Source organism: Amycolatopsis eburnea (genome assembly GCF_003937945.1).
In the GTDB taxonomy this organism is placed as follows: Bacteria; Actinomycetota; Actinomycetes; order Mycobacteriales; family Pseudonocardiaceae; genus Amycolatopsis; species Amycolatopsis eburnea.
Genome location: NZ_RSEC01000036.1, coordinates 67,329 through 85,040 on the forward strand (window position 1 = coordinate 67,329; position 17,712 = coordinate 85,040).

Consider the following 17,712-nt stretch of genomic DNA (forward strand, 5'->3'; position numbering starts at 1 on the left):
GGTAAATCTCCGGCGAGTCTTCATGTTCGTGAAGGCCACCTTGAGGAACTCTGTGTTCCTCAAGGTGGCCTTCACGAACTTCACGGAGGGGTTCTGGGGATGCAGCAAAACAGGCGCAGGTTCTTGGCGCTCGCGGGCTTGGGCGCGCTGACGGCGGCGTGCGGGTCGAACACCGGGCGGCAGGGCGACCCGCCGCCCTCGACGGCGTACTCGGCGGGGCCGCCGCCGTCGGACACCCCGAAGGTCACGCTCCAGCAGTGGTACCACGCGTACGGCGAGGACGGCGTCCAGGAAGCCGTGAAGCGCTACGCGGCGAGCTACCCCGGCGCGACCGTGAACGTCCAGTGGAACCCCGGCGACTACGACTCCAAGATCGTCACCGCGCTGCAGAACAGCAAGGTCCCGGACGTCTTCGAAGCGCAGGTCAAGATCGACTGGGTGCGGCAGAACCAGGTCGTGTCGCTCGACGACGTCATCGCGCCGGTGAAGGCCGACTTCAGCCCGGCCGTGCTGGCCGCGCAGACCGTCGAGGGCAAGGTCTACGGCATCCCGCAGGCCACCGACACGCAGGTGCTCTTCTACCGCAAGAGCCTGCTCCAAGCCGCCGGCGTGCAGCCGCCGCAGACGGTCGACGAGCTGATCGACGCGGCCTCGAAGCTGACAAAGGACGGCGTCAAGGGCTTCTTCGCGGGCAACGACGGCGGCGTCGGCGTGCTCACCGGGCCGCTGCTGTGGTCGGCGGGCCTCGACTACCTCAAGAACGGCAACCGCGAGGTCGGCTTCGACGACCCGCGCGCGGCCACCGCGCTCGGCAAGCTGCACACCCTCAACACCAACGGCTCGCTGCTGCTCGGCGCCCCGGCCGACTGGTCGGACCCGGGCGCGTTCATCGACGGGCTCACCGCGATGCAGTGGACCGGGCTGTGGAACGTGCCGAAGATCCGCTCGGCGTTCGACGACGACTTCGGCGTGCTCCCCTTCCCCAAGCTGGACGGCAGCGGGGCGCCGTCGGTGCCGGTCGGCGCGTACGGCGCGATGGTCAACGCCAAGAGCGCGCACGTCGCCGAGGCGAAGGCGTTCGTGAAGTGGCTGTGGATCGACAAGACGGACAACCAGCTGGAGTTCGCGACGAAGTTCGGCTTCCACGTGCCGGCCCGGCAGAGCCTGATCGACCGCGCGGACAACCTCAAGAGCGGCCCGGCCGCCGACGCGGCCCGGTTCGTCAAGGAGAACAGCCACCTCGTCGGCGGTCCGGTGTGGACGCAGCAGTCGAACACGGCGCTGTCGGACGCGGCGGCGAAGATCGCCAAGGAGGGCGCGGACCCGGCGGCGCAGGTCAAGACGGCCGTCGGCGTGGCCCAGTCCGAGCTGAAGCGCCTGTTCGGATGAAACGGCGCGACGCGCGCGCCTTCTGGCTCTTCGTCGGACCGTTCCTGCTCGGGCTCGCGGTCTTCGCGTACCTCCCGATCGGCTGGAGCGCGTACCTGTCGTTCTTCGACGCGCGCAACACCGTGACCCCGACGGACTTCGTCGGCCTGGACAACTACGGGCACATGCTCACCGACAAGCCGTTCCTGTCGAGCCTGGGCACGTTCAGCGTGTTCGCGGTGTTCATCGTGCCGCTGACGTTCGTGCTGTCGCTGGCTCTGGCGCTCGGCGTCAACCAGCTGCGGTTCGCGCGCGCGTTCTTCCGGTCGGTGTTCTTCCTGCCCTTCGCGTGCTCGTACGTCGTGGCGTCGCTGATCTGGAAGACGTCGCTGTTCTCGGGTGTCCGATATGGACTGGCGAACACCGTGCTGTCGGTGTTCGGCGTGGATCCGGTGGCGTGGACCGGGACGGTGCACCCGCCGCTGTACTGGATCGTGCTGGTCACTGCCCGGCTGTGGCTGCAGCTGGGCTTCTACATGATCCTGTTCATCGCGGCGCTGCAACGGATTCCGCGGCACCTGTACGAAGCCGCGTGGCTCGACGGCGCGAAACCGGGCTGGCAGGTGTTCCGGTACGTGACGCTCCCGCAGCTGCGCTCGACGGCGGTGGCGGTGCTGCTGCTGAACCTGATCAACGCCTACCAGGCGTTCGACGAGTTCTACAACATCATGGGCGACAGCCGCGGGTACCCGCCGTTCGCCCGCCCGCCGTTGGTGTACCTGTACTACACGTCGCTCGGCTCGGGCGGCCAGGACCTCGGCCGCGGCAGCGCGGGCGCGGTGATCCTGGCGCTGATCATCGCGCTGGTGACCCTGTTCCAGGGCCGGGTACTGCGGTTCGGGAGGCCGGCGTGAGGGCGTTCTTCCGGTGGGCCGCCCTGATCGTGGCGGCGGTCCTGTTCCTGCTCCCCTTCTACCTGTTGCTGCGCAACGGCTTGGCGTCGCGGGCGGAGATCACCGCTCCGGAGTGGACGTTCTTCCCGTCCACAGTGCACTGGGAGAACTTCTCGAAGCTGTTCTCCGCCGAGGACGTCCCGTTCGCCAGGAGCCTGCTCAATTCGGCGATCGTGGCGGTGCTGCAAACGGTCGGCCTGCTGGTGCTCTGCTCCCTGGCGGGCTACGGCCTCGCCCGGATCCCGTACCGCCGTTCCAAGATCGTGTTCTACGCGGTGCTGGCGACGCTGATGATCCCGACGTCGGTGACGTTCGTGCCGAGCTTCGTGGTGGTTTCGTCGCTGGGCTGGCTGTCGGACTTCCGCGGCCTGGTGATCCCCGGGCTGTTCAGCGCGTTCAGCGTGTTCCTGTTCCGCCAGTACTTCCTGGACTTCCCGCGCGAGCTGGAGGAAGCAGGCCGGGTGGACGGGCTCAGCCGCTGGGGCGTGTTCTGGCGGATCGTCGTGCCGAACTCGAAGGGGTTCTTCGCGGCGATCGCGGTCATCACGGTGATCGGCAGCTGGAACGCGTTCCTGTGGCCGCTGATCATCGCTCAGTCCCCGGATTCGTGGACGGTCCAGGTGGCGCTGTCGGGGTTGCTGACGGCGCAGAACCCGCAGCTGAACCTGCTGTTCCTGGCGGCGGCGGTGTCGATCCTGCCGATCGTGCTGCTGTTCGCGTTCCTGCAGCGGTACCTGGTGCGCGGGGTGACCGAGTCCGGCCTGACGGGCTGAACCGCCACCACAGCAGGACCAGCGTCAGCACGAGCGCCCCGCCGTCGGTGACCAGCGAAGGCAGCCACCCGGCCCAGCCGTACAGGTCGGAGGTCGCCCGCCACACCGGCGGCGGGATCGCGAACACGCCCGCCGCCTGGGTGGCGTTCACCGCCAGGACCAGCCAGAACACCCACGCGCGGCCGGTCAGCGCGAGCAGTCCCAGCAGATTGCCGACGAGGTAGCCGGTCCCGACCAGGCGCAGTCCCGCCAGGAAGCCGTCGGGCAACGGCGCACCGGCCAGGAAAGCCGCGCGCGCCACCAGTTCGTGGTCGATCACCACGAAGTTCTGCACCGCCGTGCCGAGTGCGAAGAGCAGCGAACAACCCGCGATCCACCACCGCATGCCGAGCCCCCTCTATCAGTGATAGAGACCAATCTACCACTGATAGAGTGGGCCTGGTGCCGCTCGATCGCCGTCAGATCACCGAAGCCGCGCTCGCCCTGCTCGACGAAGTCGGCCTCGCCGACCTGAGCACGCGACGGCTCGCCGCCCGGCTCGGGGTCAGCTCGCCGACCCTCTATTGGCACGTCAAGGACAAGGCGCAGCTCCTCGACATGCTCGCCGAGGCCATCTGCGAAGACGCCTTCGAGATCGACGAGACGCAAGACTGGCGCGGCCAGCTCGCGCAGGGCTTGCACCAGTTCCGCACCCTGCTGCTCGAGCACCGCGACGCCGCGACCCTGCTCCGGGACCGCCTGCCGGGGCCGAACCGCCTCGCACACATCGAAACGACGTGCGGGATCCTGCTCGACGCCGGCTTCACCCCCGAGGACACCGCGGGCATCGCCCGGCTGCTGACCGCGCACGTCCTCGCGTCGGTCGAGACGCCCGCGCGGCCGGACCCCGAGTTCCAGCACCGGCTCGACGGCTTCCCCGCGGTCAAGGCGCTCGGTCCGGCGTTCGCCCGCACCACCGCCGACGACCTGTTCGCGCTCGGCACCGAAGTCATCCTCGACGGCCTCGCCGTCCGGCTGAAATGACCACGACCTTCGGCGGTACACCCACCTCGACGCCTGTGACAGGGTAGCTCGAAATGTCACGTTCATCGCCCGGACACCGACGTCCGGCACGGTGCTGGGCAACCGAGAAGACTGGGAGCGAACAGCCATGGCCGAACTCACCCGGCGCACCGTCGCCACCGCGGGCGCCGCCGGTCTCGGGCTCCTGCTCTGCACGCCCACCGCGAACGCCCTCGACCGCGCCCTGCGGCTCACCGGCACCCGCTCGGTCAGCACCGCCGGCACCACGCTGGAGCAGGTCGCGACGGCGTCGGGCCCGGGTTACTCGCGGCTGTCCGCGGGCCCGGGCTGGCCGCTGGTCGTCCGCAGCGACCTCGCCGCGCCGCAGAGCGGGCGCGACGACCGCCGCCGCGCGCTCAGCGCGTTCGTCCAGTTCACCGACCTGCACATCACCGACACCGAAAGCCCCGCGCGGTTCGAGTACCTGCACCCGTTCATCGGCTCCGCGCACCGGCCGCAGGAGGCGCTCGGCACCGTCGCCACCAGCGCGCTGGTCGAGCGCGTCAACAGCGTGCGGCAGGGCCCGTTCACCGGGCGGCCGTTCGACCTCATGGTGACCACCGGCGACAACACCGACAACCACGAGCTGATCGAGCTGGACTGGTTCCTCAAGGTCCTCAACGGCGGCAGCGTCACCCCGGGCTCCGGCAACCCCGACGTCTACGAAGGCGTTCAGAGCTCGGGCAACAAGGAGTACTGGAACCCCTCGATCCCCGGCGTCGGCGACGACTACTCGGCCAAGGGCTTCCCGCAGCTGCCGGGCCTGCTCGAAGCGGCCATGAAGCCGTTCACCGCGCCGGGTCTCGACGTGCCGTGGTTCTGCACGTTCGGCAACCACGACGACAGCATCGTCGGCTCGCTGCCGGCCCAGATCCCCGGCATCGACGCCTGGTACACCGGCAAGTACAAGGTCATCGGCAAGGACGAGACCACCGCGAAGAAGCTGGCCGACGCCATCCGCAAGCCGGGTTCGAGCATCCCGGTCGCGGAACTGTTCGGCGGCTCCGGCACCATCCGCGAGATCACGCCGGACGCCCGGCGCCGCCCGTTCACCACCGCCGAGTTCGTCCGCGCGCACCTCGACGCGGCCAACACCGGCCCCGGCCCGGCCGGCCACGGCTTCACCAGCGCGAACGCCGACGGCAAGAACGTCTACTACACGTTCCGGATCGCCCCGGGCATCACCGGGATCAGCCTCGACACGACCACCGACGCCGGGTTCGCGGACGGGTCCATCGGGCTGGCGCAGTACAACTGGGTCGAGTCGACACTGAAGCGGAACAGCTCGGCGTACTACGACTTCTTCGGCCGCAAGGTCACCCACGCCGTCACCGACGAGCTGTTCATCCTGTTCAGCCACCACACCAGCGGCTCGATGGGCAACCTGCTGCCGGACTCGCGCCACCTGCTCGACCCGCGCCTGGACGGCAACGCGTTCGTCGCGCTGCTCAAGCGGTTCCCGAACGTGCTGGCCTGGGTCAACGGCCACACGCACCGCAACCAGATCACCGCGCACGCCGGCGGCACCCCGAAGCAGGGCTTCTGGGAGATCAACACCGCGTCGCACGTCGACTTCCCGCAGCACGCCCGGATCGTCGAGGTCGCGGACAACGCCGACGGCACGTTGTCGCTGTTCACGACGTTGATCGAGGCGGAAGCGCCGTACGCGGTGGACTACGGCGCCCGGACCCCGCAAGCGCTTGCGTCGCTGTACCGCGAGCTGTCCTACAACGACATCCACACCGACCCGGGCCGCGTCGGCGCGAGCGCGGACCACAACACCGAACTGCTGCTGGTGCACCCGCTGTCCTGAGCGCGTTACGTCGGAGGTAATCGCCCCGCGGCGGGCTTTCGGGCAAGCTGCGGGGCATGACCGATCCCGAGGGCACGCAGCTCTTCCACCGCTCCATGCCGTTCTCCGAACGCCTCGGCGTCGAGGTGCTGGAGCACGGGCCCGCGCTCGTCCGCAGCCGGCTGAAGTGGGACGAGAGCCTCTGCACGCTCGGCGGCGCGCTGCACGGGGGCGCGCTCATGGCGCTGGCCGACTCGACCGGCGCCGTGTGCGCGTTCCTCAACCTGCCCGAGGGCGGCCAGGGCACGACGACCGTCGAGTCGAAGACGAACTTCCTGCGCGCGGTGCGTTCGGGCTACGCCGTTGCGTCGTCCAGACCACTGCACGCCGGGCGCAAGTTCGTCGTCGTGGAAACCGAGGTCCACGACGACGACGGCAAGTTGGTCGCGAAAGTGACACAGACGCAGGCCGTCCTCTAGGTACCTGTTTACATACCTCGCCGGACCGGCGAAAATCCTCGCCTACTGGGTGGGTCGATCGAGGAGCCGCGATGCGGGTACGCAGTCTGTTCACACTACTGTCGGTTGTCGTGCTGACAGCCGTAACCGTTCAGGTCGCCGAGGCGGGGCCGCGCGACGACGAAGCCGTCGACTACCACGAGTGGACCGGCGGCCGCTTCCACGAGGGCGACTTCGCCGGGCTCGCGCTGACCCGGGACGGCCTGCGCATCACGCACCCGGTCGGCACCGTGCAGCACACCGAGCCGGAGCTCGGCACGACGCGAACGTACGAGTACAGCCAGTGGACGTCCCCGGCGTACCGGCAGGGCTTCGGCGCGACGCAGCTGGTCGCGTCCTGGAACGCGAAGACGCCGGCCAAGACGTGGCTGCAGGTCGAGGCGCAGGGCCGGACGTCGGCCGGTGCCGAAACCGGCTGGTACGTGATGGGCCGCTGGGCCAGCGGGGACGGCGACATCCTCCGCACCAGCGTCGACGGGCAGGACGACGCGAACGCGCTGGTCGACGTCGACACGCTGGTCACGAAGGCCGGGGTGACGCTGAAGTCGTACCAGCTGCGGATCAGCCTCTACCGCGAAGCCGGCTCGGACGCGACGCCGTCGGTGTCGCTGCTGGGCGCGATGACGTCCGCGGTGCCGGACCGCTTCGAGGTGCAGCCGACCAAGCCGGGGCGCGCCACCGGGATCGAGCTGAAGGTGCCCGCGTACGCGCAGAACCTCCACAAGGGACAGTTCCCGCAGTACGGCGGGGGCGGCGAGGCCTGGTGCAGCCCGACGTCGACCGAGATGGTGGCCGAGTACTGGGGCAAGAAGCCGTCCGCCGAAGAGATGGCGTGGATCCCGGCGGACTACGTCGACCCGCAGGTGGCGTTCGCGGCGCGCTACACCTACGACCACGCCTACGACGGCACCGGGAACTGGCCGTTCAACACGGCCTACGCGGCGTCGCGCGGGTTGAAGGGGCACATCACGCGGCTGCACTCGCTCAACGAGCTGGAGAACTACATCGCCCGCGGCATCCCGGTGATCACGTCGCAGTCGTTCCTGGCCTCGGAGCTGGACGGAGCCGGCTACGGGACCGCCGGGCACATCATGGTCGTCGTCGGGTTCACGAAGGACGGCGACGTGATCGCCAACGACCCCGCGGCCAGCAGCAACGACCGCGTCCGGAACGTCTACAAGCGCGACCAGTTCGAGAAGATCTGGCAGCGGACCAAGCGCTACCGCGCGGACGGCTCGGTGGCGGGCGGCCCCGGCGGCATCGCGTACATCATCACCCCGGCCTGAATCCGTGAAGGCCTCCTTACCGGGCAAAAAAGCCGGTAAGGAGGCCTTCACGGCTTTTGTCACCAGGTCTTGCCGGCCTGCTCCCGGATCGCGCGGTTGATCCGGTTGAAGAAGCCGGTCAGGGCGATGTTCAGGACGATCGCCGACAGCTGCTTGTCGTCGAAGTGCTCGGCGGCCGCCGCCCAGATCTCGTCGGTGACGCCGGGCTGGCCGTCCTGGATCCGCGTCGCGGCCTCGGTCAGGGCGAGCGCCGCCCGCTCCGGCTCGGTGAAGAACGGCGTCTCGCGCCAGGTGACGACGTTGTGCAGCCGGTCGTCGGTCTCCCCCTGCCGCTTCGCCGACGCGACCCCCGCGTAGACGCACGGGCTGCAGCCGTTGATCTGGCTGGCCCGCAGGTGGACCAGCTCCAGCAGCAGCGGGTCGACGCCCGCGCCGTGCACCGCCTTGAACAGCTGCTGGACCGCGCCGACCACCTCGGGGCTGCTCTCGCTCGTCAGCCGTGGTTCCATCTTTTCCTCCATCGGTTACCTGTGCCCCTCCGGGCTCGTCACCACCACGACGGAGCGGAACCGAGGAAGGTAACGACATGCCCGACACGCTGGCCGAAGCGTTCGAAGCCCGGCGCGACCGCCTGCGCGCGGTGGCCCACCGCCTGCTCGGCTCGCACGCCGACGCCGAGGACGTGGTCCAGGAGGCCTGGCTGCGGCTGTCCCGCCAGGACGCGGCGGCCATCGACAACCTCGACGGCTGGCTGACCACGGTCGTCGGCCGGATCAGCCTGGACGTCCTGCGCTCGCGCAAGTCGCGCCCCGAATCGCCCTACGACGAGATCGTGGTCGCGGTCGACGACGGCAGCGAGGACGTCGCCCGCGCGGACTCGGTGGGCCTGGCGCTGCTCGTGGTCCTCGAGTCGCTGGGTCCGGCCGAGCGGCTGGCGTTCGTGCTGCACGACCTGTTCGCGGTCCCGTTCGAGGAGATCGGCCGGATACTGGGCAAGTCCGCGGGCGCGACGAAGATGCTGGCCAGCCGCGCCCGCCGCAAGGTCCGGGCCGCGGACGCACCCCCGGCCGGACGCGCTTCGCAGCGCGAGGTCGTGACGGCGTTCCTGCGCGCGGCCCGCGACGGCGATTTCGAGGGCCTGCTGCGGGTGCTCGACCCGGACGTCCAGCTGACGGTGGACACCCCGGGCGGCGTGGTGGTGGTCCTGGGCGCGACGAAGGTGGCAGCAGGCGCCCAGTTCGGCGCGGCGTCCGACGGCAGCACGGTGCTGGTCGGCGGCCTGCCGGGCGTGGTGGCCTGGCGGCCGGACGGGTCGCCGTTGTCGGTGGTGGCGTTCGTGGTGGCGGACGGCCGGGTCGCGCGCATCGCCGCGGTGGCCGATCCGGTGCGGCTGGCGTCCATGGACCTGCCGAAGCCGCAGTGAACCGCAGTTGCGGAGGGCGCAACCCGTTGCGTATTCACCACCGAACCTCACTCATGCGGATGTCGCCATCTCCGCATGATCCGTGATTAGCTGCGGGCAGGACCAGCAGGAGCCGGAAGGTGGATTCGCATGCCGTACGAGGTGCAGGGGGTCGTTTCGCGGGCGAAGGGCGAGCCCGTCTCGCTCGAAACCGTCGTCGTGCCCGACCCCGGGCCCGGCGAAGCCGTCGTGAATGTGCAGGCCTGCGGGGTCTGCCACACCGATCTGCACTACCGCGAAGGCGGGATCAACGACGAGTTCCCGTTCCTGCTCGGCCACGAAGCCGCCGGTGTCGTGGAAGCCGTGGGCGAAGGGGTCACCGATCTCGAACCCGGTGACTACGTCATCCTCAACTGGCGCGCGGTCTGCGGCACCTGCCGGGCCTGCAAGCGCGGCAAGCCGTGGTACTGCTTTTCCACCTTCAACGCCGCCCAGCCGATGACGCTCGCCGACGGCACCAAGCTGTCGCCCGCGCTCGGGGTCGGGGCGTTCCTCGAGAAGACGCTCGTCCACAGCGGACAGTGCACGAAGGTGAACCGGGAAGCCGAACCCGCCGTCGCCGGGCTGCTCGGCTGCGGGGTCATGGCCGGGCTCGGCGCCGCCATCAACACCGGGGCCGTCACGCGCGGCGACTCGGTCGCCGTCATCGGCTGCGGCGGGGTCGGCGACGCCGCCATCGCGGGCGCGAAGCTGGCGGGCGCGACCACGATCGTCGCGATCGACACGGACGACCGGAAGCTGGCGTGGGCCAAGGACTTCGGCGCGACGCACACCCTCAACAGCCGGGGCCTCTCCGAAGAGCAGGTCGTCGAGGCCATGCAGGACGCGACGAACTCCTTCGGCCCCGACGTCGTCATCGACGCGGTCGGCCGCCCGGAGACCTGGCGCCAGGCGTTCTACGGGCGCGACCTGGCCGGCACCGTCGTCCTCGTCGGCGTGCCGACGCCGGACATGCGGCTGAACGACCTGCCGCTGATCGACTTCTTCTCGCGCGGCGGCTCGCTGAAGTCGTCCTGGTACGGCGACTGCCTGCCGAGCCGGGACTTCCCGATGCTCGTCGACCTCTACCTGCAGGGCCGGCTGCCGCTGGACAAGTTCGTCACCGAGCGGATCGGCGTCGACGGCGTGGAGCAGGCCTTCGAGCGCATGCACCACGGCGACGTCCTGCGCAGCGTGGTGACGTTCTGAGCCTCTTCACCGACGAGGACTACCCGGCCGACCCCTACCCGGGGACCCGGCCGGGCTTCTCCTTCGTCCACACCGAAGGCGCCGGCCACCCGCTGACGACCGCGCCGGCCGGCTGGCGGGACCGGCAAGCCGTGCTCGCGTACGGCTCCAACGCGAACCCGTCGAAGATCAGCTGGATGCGCGCCGAGCTCGGGCTCGAGGGCCCGGTCGTCGTGGCGCACGCGCGCTGCGACGGCCTCGCCGCGGTCTGGGCGGCCGGCCTGCGGTTCCGCGACGGCCAGCGCCCGGCGACGCTCACCGCGCTGCCGGGCGTCGAGGAGCACGCCGTCTGGTTCGTGACGCCGGAGCAGCTCGCGGTGCTGGACGTCTGCGAGGGCCGCGGCAACCGCTACCACCTGGTGCGGCTGACCGACCCGGACATCACGCTCGAAGACGGCAGCCGGGTGACCGACGTGCTCGCCTACATCGGCGCGGTGCCGATCCGGTACCCGCTGCTGGTCGACGGCAAGCCCGTGCGCACGGCCGACGTCCCGCAGGCGCAGGCCGTCGAGCTGCAAGGCGAGCCGGCCGACGGCCCGGGCGTCGCGTGCGAGGTCGTCGAGCCGCCGGACGGGCGCACCTTCCCCTAGACCAGCTTGCCGGGGTTGAGGATCCCGGTCGGGTCCACCGCGGACTTGGCCGCCCGCAGCACTTCCACGCCCAGCGAACCGATTTCCGCGCTCAGGTAGGGCGCGTGGTCGATACCGACGGCGTGGTGGTGCGAAATCGTGCCGAGCCCGGTGATCGCCTCGCACGCCGCCGCTTTCGCGCGCTGCCACTGGCCGACCGGGTCGACCCGGTCGCGGGCGGTCAGCACCGTGAAGTACAGCGACGCGCCGGTTTCGTACGCGTGCGAAACGTGGCACATCACGATCGCGCGGCCGAGCGACGCCGTCAGCGCCGCGCGGACGTCGTCACGCAGCTCGTCCACATTGGACCAGTAGGCCGCGGTCTCCAGCGTCTCGACGCAGATCCCCCGGTCCAGCAAGGCGTCCCGCTGGCGAGGCCCGGCGAACCGGCCGTGCCGCCAGGACTCGCCGAGCGCCTTGCCGACGCGCACCGCGCCCGCGGCCTTCAGCCGGCGGACCGTCTCGCGGCGGCGCAGCGCGACGTCGTGCGCGCTGCCTTCCCAGCCGACGATGAGGAAGCACGGCCGCCGCACCCCGCGCGCGGCGAGGTAGCGGCGCAGCGCCGCCGTCTTGAGGCCCGCGTTCAGCGCCAGCGAGACCTCGGTTTCGTCCACATCGGACAGCCGGGTGACGTCGGCGAGCGCGTGGTGCTGCGCGAGGTCGCGGACCGCTTCGGCGCCCGCCGCCCAGCCGGGCAGCGCGTAGCCCTCGTAGCGCTTCACCGCCGGCGTGGGGCGGACGCGCAGCGCGACCTCGGTGATCACACCCAGCGTCCCCTCGCTGCCGACCGCGAGCTGGCGCAGGTCGGGTCCGGCGGCGGACGCCGGCGCCACGCCGAGCTTCCACTCGCCGCGCGGGGTCGCCAGCCGCACGCCGGCGACCATGTCCTCGAACCGCCCGTAGCCCGACGACGCCTGGCCGGCCGAGCGCGTCGCCGCGAAGCCGCCGATCGTCGCCCGCTCCCACGACTGCGGGATGTGCCCGAGCGTGAGGCCGTGCTCACCGAGGAGGCGCTCGGCCTCGGGCCCGCGGACGCCGGCCTGCAGCACGGCGATGCGCGACTCGGCGTCGACCGAGACCAGCGCGTCGAGCCGGACGAGGTCGAGCGCGATCACCGACGCCTTGTCGCCGCGCAGCGCCGCGACACCGCCGACCACCGACGTGCCGCCGCCGAAGGGGACGACCCCGATGTCGTGCCGCACGCAGACGTCGAGCACCGCCTGGACCTCGTCCGGGCCGGCGGGGAGCACGACGGCGTCGGGCACCGGGAACTCCACCGACGGCGACCGGCGGCGCAGCAGGTCGAGGTAGGACAGCCCGGTCGCCCTCGCCAGCCGCGCCGCGTCGTCCACCAGCACGTTCTCCGCGCCGACCACTTCCGACAACGCGGCGGCAGCAGACTCGTCCAGTTTCCGTGACGGTATTTCCACCGGCAATTCGCTCGCCGGGGCAGCACCGGGGGCCACCTGGCCGATACGCTGTTCAAGCCACTTGGCCGCCCGCGCGGGCAGCTGGGCGGCGTCGGCGGCTTCCGCGGTCCAGGACCGGCGGAGACGGTGGTCAATGAGCGCGTTCACGACTACAGTGTGACATATGGACGTGAAACGTCACACCACGCAGACGGCGGGATCCTCCGCGCTCGCGGACACCCGCAGCCGTCAGACGGCGACCAGAGTGGCCGATGACGTGCTGCTCGACGCCGCGCGCTCGTGCGTGCTGGCCGTCGGTGTGCGCCGCACCACACTCGCCGAAATCGCCCGCACCGCCCGCGTCAGCCGGATGACGGTCTACCGCCGCTTCCCCGACGTCCGCAGCGTGCTCGCGGCGCTGATGACCCGTGAGTTCAGCGGGCTGCTGCAGACCGCGAGCGAGCGCGGCGCCGACGCCGCGAACAGCCGCGAGCGGCTCGTGATCATCGCTTCGGCCGGCGTCCGCGCGCTGTCGGCCGACCCGCTGTTCCGCACGCTGCTCGACGTCGACCCCGAGCTCGTGCTGCCCTACATCGTGGAACGGCTGGGCGCGACCCAGAAGTTCGCCGAGCAGGCGCTGCACCTGCTCCTGGCGGCCGGCCACGACGACGGCTCGATCCGGCGCGCCCCGGTCGCGGCGCAGTCGCGGGCGGTGCTGCTCGTGGTCCAGTCGTTCGCGTTCTCGCTGCGGCCGGCCACCGCGGACGTCGACGAAGCCGCGCTGCTGGCGGAGTTCACGCACGTGCTCGACGCGGCGCTGAAGCCGTGACGTCCGGCTCCCTCAACGCGCGGCGCCGCGACCGCGAGCTCACCGAGCTGGCCGCGGGCGAGCGCGTCGACGTCGTCGTGGTCGGCGGCGGCGTCACCGGCACGGGCATCGCGCTGGACGCGGCTTCCCGCGGGCTGTCGGTGGCGCTGGTGGAGGCGCACGACCTCGCGTTCGGGACCTCACGCTGGTCGTCGAAGCTCGTGCACGGCGGCCTGCGCTACCTCGCGCACGGCGAGCTGGGCCTGGCGCACGAAAGCGCGGTCGAGCGGGGCATCATGATGACGCGGACCGCGCCGCACCTGACGCGCGCGATGCCGCAGCTGTTCCCGTTGTACCCCAGCACTTCCCGGGCCCAGCAGGCAATCGTGGCGGCGGGGCTCCGCGCGGGCGACGTGCTCCGCCGGGCGGCGCGGACACCGTCGTCGGTGCTGCCGCGGCCGCGGTCGGTCCCGCCCGCCGAAGCGCTGGCGCTGGCGCCCGGCCTTTCCCCGCACGGCTTGCGCGGCGGCCTCCTGGCCTACGACGGCGCGCTGGTCGACGACGCCCGGCTGGTGGTTTCCCTGGCCCGCACGGCCGCGTCGTTCGGCGCGCGCATCCTGACGCGTCTCTCGGCCTCCTCGCTTTCGGCGGACCGCGTCTCGGTCGTCGACGGCGTTTCGGGCGACGCGTTCGACCTCCACGCGCGCCAGGTGATCAACGCGACGGGCGTGTGGGCGGGCACCCTGACCGGCTCGGTCCGCCTGCGGCCGTCCCTCGGCTCGCACCTCGTGCTCGCGCCGGGGACGGTGCCGATGGGCACGACGTCGGTCAACATCGGCGTGCCCGGCGAGACCAACCGGTTCGTCTTCCTGCTGCCCCAGCCGGACGGCCGGGTCTACTTGGGACTCACGGACGAGCCGGTCACGGGCGCGATCCCCGACGTGCCACCGGTGCCCGAGTCCGATGTGGACTTCCTGCTGTCGCTGGCTTCCTCGGTGCTGGAGCGCCCGCTGACCCGCGCCGACGTCGCGGGTTCCTACGCGGGGTTGCGCCCGCTGGTCGAAGGCAGCGGCGGCCGGTCGGCCGACCTGTCCCGCAAGCACGCGGTGCTGGCCGGTTCCGACGGGCTGCTGACCGTGGTCGGCGGCAAGCTGACCACCTACCGGCGGATGGCGGAGGACGCCGTCGACGCGGCGATCCGCCTGGCCGGGCTCGCCGTCACGCCGTGCCGGACCGCCCGGTTGCCGTTGCTGGGCGCCGCACCCCGCGCCGAACTGTCCCTTGTGGACGCTCCGGCGCGCTTGGTGGCCCGGTACGGCACCGAGGCCCCGCGCGTGGCGGCGCTGGGCGAACTGGACGCCGAGTTCGCGGCCCCGGTCGCCCCCGGCACCGAGATCACGGCGGCGGAAGTCGTGTGGGCGGTCCGCAACGAGGGCGCGCTGGACGTCTCGGACGTGCTGGAGCGCCGCACGCGGCTGGCGCTGGTCCCGGCGGACGCCGAAGCCGCGCGGGCCAGGGTCGCCGAACTCGTCGACAAGTCGCTGGCCGGGCTCGCCTGAGCGCGGTGACCACGGCCATCCGACGAGCTTGCCGGGCGTTCACGTGGCCTAGGGTGAGGACATGACCGAGGGGACGCTCGAGATCGACGGGATCTCCAAGCGCTACGGCACGAAGGTCGCGCTGGACGGCGTCTCGTTCGACGTCCGCGCCGGGGAGCTGTTCGGCTTCGTCGGCAGCAACGGCGCCGGGAAGACCACGACGATGCGGATCGCGCTGGGCGTGCTCGCCGCCGACGGCGGGGAAGTCCGCTTCGGCGGGCAGCCGGTCACGCACGAGACCCGCACGCACATCGGCTACATGCCCGAGGAACGCGGCCTGTACCCGAAGATGAAGGTGCTGGACCAGCTCGTCTACCTCGCCGAGCTGCACGGCCTGAGCACGAACGAGGCCCACCGCAACGCCGAGGACTGGATCGGCAGGCTCGGGCTGGCCGGGCGCCGCAAGGACGAGGTGCAGAAGCTCAGCCTCGGCAACCAGCAGCGCGTCCAGCTGGCCGCCGCGCTGGTGCACGACCCGGCCGTGCTCGTGCTGGACGAGCCCTTCTCCGGCCTCGACCCGCTCGCCGTCGACGTGATGAGCGGGGTGCTGCGGGAAAAGGCCGCCGCCGGGGTGCCCGTGGTGTTCTCCAGCCACCAGCTCGACCTCGTCGAGCGGCTCTGCGACCGGGTCGGGATCATCCGCGGGGGCCGGATGGTCGCCGTCGGCACGGTCGGCGAGCTGACCGCGGGCGCGAGCAGCAAGCTCGTCGTCACCGCGCCGGCCGCGCGGCCCGGCTGGGCCGGTGGCCTGCCCGGGGTCCGCGTCGTCGAGGACCGCGGCGCCACCACCGTGCTCGACCTCGACCCGGGTGCCGACGACCAGGCCGTGCTCGCCGCGGCGCTGAGCACCGGGCCGGTCACCGAGTTCAGCCGCCGTCGCCGGTCGCTGACCGAGCTCTTCCGCGACGCGGTGTCCGACGAGGGAGAACGATGAAGAAGCTGACCGGACGGCGGGCGGTCTGGCTCGTGCTGAAGCGCGAGCTGAACACGCGGCTGCGCACGCGGTCGTTCGTGATCGGCACCGCGGTGCTGCTGGTGCTGCTGCTCGGCTACGTCGGCTTCCAGACCGCGCTGGCCGGCTCGTCGGACAAGAGCAAGGTGGGGCTGACCGGGCAGGCGACCGGGATCGCCAAGCAGCTGCAGGTCGCCGCCGCGCAGTCCGGCCGCCAGGTCGAGACCGTCACCGTCACCGACCCCGCCGAAGGCCGCAAGCAGGTCGAAGACGGCGACCTCGACGCGCTCGTCTCGGGTAGCGCGGCGAAGCTGACCGCGACTTACAAGTCCGCTTTGGACGATCAGCTGCGCCGGGTGCTCGACCAGGTCGCCCAGCAGCAGGTGCTCGACGGCGTCCTGTCGTCCGCGCAGCTCGAACCGGCCGACGTGATGGCGCAGGTCAACAGCACCCACGTGCAGGACGAAGCGCTCTCACCCGAACCGGCGGACCACACGCAGCGGCTGGTGCTCGGCCTGGTCGTCGCGTTCCTGCTCTACCTGAGCATCATCACCTACGGGATGATGGTCGCCCAGGGCGTGGTCGAGGAGAAGTCGAGCCGGGTCGTGGAGCTCCTGCTCGCCAGCGTCCGGCCGTGGCAGCTGTTGCTGGGCAAGGTGATCGGCATCGGCCTGGTCGGCCTGACCCAGCTGGTGATCCTCGGCGCGGCGGGCCTGCTGGCGGCGACGGCGACCGGCGTGTTCACCCTGTCCGGCTTCGCGACCGGCGCGGTGCTGTGGGGCCTGCTCTGGTACCTGCTCGGTTTCCTGTTGTACGCCACCGTTTACGGCGCGCTCGGCTCGCTCGTGTCCCGGCAGGAGGACACGCAGTCGGTCGTCGGGCCGCTGAACATCATCCTGGTCGTCGGGTTCGTCGCGGGCATCAACCTGCTGCTGCAGGACCCCTCGGGCACGGCGGCGAAGGTCGTCTCGCTGATCCCGCTGCTGTCCCCGATCCTGATGCCGGCCCGCATCTCGACGGGCGCGGCGGCCGGCTGGGAGATCGGGCTGTCGCTGGCTTCGACGCTGGCGCTCGTCGCGCTGCTGACGTGGGTGGGCGGGAAGATCTACGGCAACAGCGTGTTGCGGATCGGCAGCCGCATCAAGCTGTCGGAGGCCCTGCGTGGCTGACGTGCGGACGGCCGGGCCGGCCGACGTGACGGCGATCGTCCGGTTCGGCGAGGCGCACATCCGGCCGCACTACACGCCGTTGATCGGCGCGGCGGCCGCGGACGCACAGGTCCGCGACTGGTGGAACGAAGCGCACCTCGCCGCGGCCGTGGCCGCCGGGCGCGTGGTCGTCGCCGAGGACGACGGCGGGCTCGTGGGCGTCGGGCAGCGTGGCCACGACGGGACCGACCCCGTGGTCTACAAGCTCTACGTCCATCCCGAGCGCCGCGGCCGCGGACTCGGTCCGCGCTTGCTCGACGCCCTGATCGGGCAGCTTCCCGCCGGGGCCACGCGGCTCTGCATCGAACACTTCGCGGCCAACGAGCGGGCCGGCGCCTTCTACGAGCGCGAAGGCTTCACCGTGGACCGGATCGAACCGAGCCCCACCGGCGATCCCCGGCTCGCCGTCGTGTGGCGCGCCCGCCCGCTGACGTCGTCGTGAGTGTTCAGGGCGGTTCTGGCGAACGTTCTTTTGCCGACCTACGGTGTCAGCCGGGGCAGGACCAGCCAACTCACCGCCCGCAGCGGCCAACTCACGAACCGGAACGGCCAACTCGCCGGCGTGTGGGTGAGTTGGCCGCCGGGCGCGTGGTCTCCGGTGTTGCTGCTGGCGGCGGGGGAGGCCAGTGTGCCGGGTCCGGATGCACCCAATGTGGCGTTCGGTGCG

The 17,712-nt window shown here is 71.3% G+C and carries 17 protein-coding genes; 15 read left to right on the forward strand and 2 right to left on the reverse strand.

Annotation, left to right across the window (positions count from 1 at the left end; genetic code table 11):
* The first annotated feature begins 99 nt into the window (after positions 1–99).
* From EIY87_RS12780 to EIY87_RS12815, 7 genes are all read left to right on the forward strand, one after another.
* Positions 100–1,389, forward strand: a complete 1,290-nt coding sequence (locus tag EIY87_RS12780) for an ABC transporter substrate-binding protein (protein WP_125307929.1) — start codon at positions 100–102, stop codon at positions 1,387–1,389.
* Positions 1,386–2,282, forward strand: coding sequence for a carbohydrate ABC transporter permease (locus EIY87_RS12785; RefSeq protein ID WP_125307930.1), 897 nt, complete (start codon positions 1,386–1,388; stop codon positions 2,280–2,282). Before EIY87_RS12780 ends, EIY87_RS12785 begins: the two co-directional genes overlap by 4 nt.
* Before the next feature lie 29 nt (positions 2,283–2,311).
* Entirely contained in the window at positions 2,312–3,094 is a 783-nt protein-coding gene (locus EIY87_RS12790; protein ID WP_125309687.1) for a carbohydrate ABC transporter permease, read from the forward strand.
* Between the two features lie 441 nt (positions 3,095–3,535).
* Positions 3,536–4,117 carry a TetR/AcrR family transcriptional regulator C-terminal domain-containing protein gene (locus tag EIY87_RS12800; protein ID WP_225439850.1) on the forward strand — a complete coding sequence of 194 codons (582 nt, stop codon included), beginning with the start codon at positions 3,536–3,538 and terminating at the stop codon, positions 4,115–4,117.
* 127 nt (positions 4,118–4,244) lie between these two features.
* On the forward strand, positions 4,245–5,969 hold the full coding sequence (locus tag EIY87_RS12805) for a TIGR03767 family metallophosphoesterase (protein WP_125307932.1): 1,725 nt from the start codon (positions 4,245–4,247) through the stop codon (positions 5,967–5,969).
* 56 nt (positions 5,970–6,025) lie between these two features.
* Positions 6,026–6,427, forward strand: a complete 402-nt coding sequence (locus EIY87_RS12810) for a PaaI family thioesterase (RefSeq protein ID WP_086856281.1) — start codon at positions 6,026–6,028, stop codon at positions 6,425–6,427.
* Positions 6,428–6,498: 71 nt separating this feature from the next.
* A complete protein-coding gene (locus tag EIY87_RS12815; protein WP_125307933.1) occupies positions 6,499–7,752 on the forward strand; it encodes a peptidase C39 family protein in 1,254 nt (417 codons plus the stop codon).
* A 59-nt stretch (positions 7,753–7,811) separates the two neighbouring features.
* Here EIY87_RS12815 and EIY87_RS12820 read toward each other — a convergent pair whose 3' ends face one another.
* Positions 7,812–8,261: a carboxymuconolactone decarboxylase family protein gene (locus tag EIY87_RS12820; RefSeq protein ID WP_125307934.1), complete on the reverse strand. Its 450-nt coding sequence runs from the start codon at positions 8,259–8,261 to the stop codon at positions 7,812–7,814.
* 77 nt (positions 8,262–8,338) lie between these two features.
* Between EIY87_RS12820 and EIY87_RS12825 the strand changes: the two genes are divergently transcribed.
* From EIY87_RS12825 to EIY87_RS12835, 3 genes are all read left to right on the forward strand, one after another.
* Complete coding sequence (locus EIY87_RS12825; RefSeq protein ID WP_125307935.1) at positions 8,339–9,175, forward strand: sigma-70 family RNA polymerase sigma factor; 837 nt, start codon at positions 8,339–8,341, stop codon at positions 9,173–9,175.
* A 129-nt stretch (positions 9,176–9,304) separates the two neighbouring features.
* Positions 9,305–10,402 carry an S-(hydroxymethyl)mycothiol dehydrogenase gene (locus EIY87_RS12830; protein WP_125307936.1) on the forward strand — a complete coding sequence of 366 codons (1,098 nt, stop codon included), beginning with the start codon at positions 9,305–9,307 and terminating at the stop codon, positions 10,400–10,402.
* Between the two features lie 92 nt (positions 10,403–10,494).
* Positions 10,495–11,031 carry a gamma-glutamylcyclotransferase family protein gene (locus EIY87_RS12835; protein WP_125309691.1) on the forward strand — a complete coding sequence of 179 codons (537 nt, stop codon included), beginning with the start codon at positions 10,495–10,497 and terminating at the stop codon, positions 11,029–11,031.
* On the opposite strand, the gene EIY87_RS12840 is transcribed toward EIY87_RS12835, so the two are convergent.
* Positions 11,028–12,647 carry an FAD-binding oxidoreductase gene (locus tag EIY87_RS12840; RefSeq protein WP_404800037.1) on the reverse strand — a complete coding sequence of 540 codons (1,620 nt, stop codon included), beginning with the start codon at positions 12,645–12,647 and terminating at the stop codon, positions 11,028–11,030. The genes EIY87_RS12835 and EIY87_RS12840 overlap by 4 nt on opposite strands.
* A gap of 97 nt (positions 12,648–12,744) precedes the next feature.
* On the opposite strand from EIY87_RS12840, the gene EIY87_RS12845 reads away from it, so the two are divergent.
* The 5 genes from EIY87_RS12845 (at position 12,745) to EIY87_RS12865 (ending at position 17,487) form a co-directional block, all read left to right on the forward strand.
* On the forward strand, positions 12,745–13,308 hold the full coding sequence (locus EIY87_RS12845; protein WP_125309693.1) for a TetR/AcrR family transcriptional regulator: 564 nt from the start codon (positions 12,745–12,747) through the stop codon (positions 13,306–13,308).
* Entirely contained in the window at positions 13,305–14,846 is a 1,542-nt protein-coding gene (locus tag EIY87_RS12850) for a glycerol-3-phosphate dehydrogenase/oxidase (RefSeq protein WP_125307937.1), read from the forward strand. The genes EIY87_RS12845 and EIY87_RS12850 overlap by 4 nt, the downstream gene beginning before the upstream one ends.
* A gap of 61 nt (positions 14,847–14,907) precedes the next feature.
* Entirely contained in the window at positions 14,908–15,819 is a 912-nt protein-coding gene (locus EIY87_RS12855) for an ABC transporter ATP-binding protein (RefSeq protein WP_125307938.1), read from the forward strand.
* Positions 15,816–17,006: an ABC transporter permease gene (locus EIY87_RS12860; RefSeq protein ID WP_125307939.1), complete on the forward strand. Its 1,191-nt coding sequence runs from the start codon at positions 15,816–15,818 to the stop codon at positions 17,004–17,006. The genes EIY87_RS12855 and EIY87_RS12860 overlap by 4 nt, the downstream gene beginning before the upstream one ends.
* Positions 16,999–17,487, forward strand: coding sequence for a GNAT family N-acetyltransferase (locus tag EIY87_RS12865; protein WP_125307940.1), 489 nt, complete (start codon positions 16,999–17,001; stop codon positions 17,485–17,487). Before EIY87_RS12860 ends, EIY87_RS12865 begins: the two co-directional genes overlap by 8 nt.
* The last annotated feature ends 225 nt before the right edge of the window (positions 17,488–17,712 follow it).

Coding starts and splice junctions, on each gene's coding strand:
- EIY87_RS12780 (WP_125307929.1), top strand. CDS start 100: ATGCAGCAAAACAGGCGCAGGTTCTTGGCGCTCGCGGGCTTGGGCGCG.
- EIY87_RS12785 (WP_125307930.1), top strand. CDS start 1,386: ATGAAACGGCGCGACGCGCGCGCCTTCTGGCTCTTCGTCGGACCGTTC.
- EIY87_RS12805 (WP_125307932.1), top strand. CDS start 4,245: ATGGCCGAACTCACCCGGCGCACCGTCGCCACCGCGGGCGCCGCCGGT.
- EIY87_RS12810 (WP_086856281.1), top strand. CDS start 6,026: ATGACCGATCCCGAGGGCACGCAGCTCTTCCACCGCTCCATGCCGTTC.
- EIY87_RS12815 (WP_125307933.1), top strand. CDS start 6,499: ATGCGGGTACGCAGTCTGTTCACACTACTGTCGGTTGTCGTGCTGACA.
- EIY87_RS12820 (WP_125307934.1), bottom strand. CDS start 8,261: ATGGAACCACGGCTGACGAGCGAGAGCAGCCCCGAGGTGGTCGGCGCG.
- EIY87_RS12825 (WP_125307935.1), top strand. CDS start 8,339: ATGCCCGACACGCTGGCCGAAGCGTTCGAAGCCCGGCGCGACCGCCTG.
- EIY87_RS12830 (WP_125307936.1), top strand. CDS start 9,305: ATGCCGTACGAGGTGCAGGGGGTCGTTTCGCGGGCGAAGGGCGAGCCC.
- EIY87_RS12855 (WP_125307938.1), top strand. CDS start 14,908: ATGACCGAGGGGACGCTCGAGATCGACGGGATCTCCAAGCGCTACGGC.
- EIY87_RS12860 (WP_125307939.1), top strand. CDS start 15,816: ATGAAGAAGCTGACCGGACGGCGGGCGGTCTGGCTCGTGCTGAAGCGC.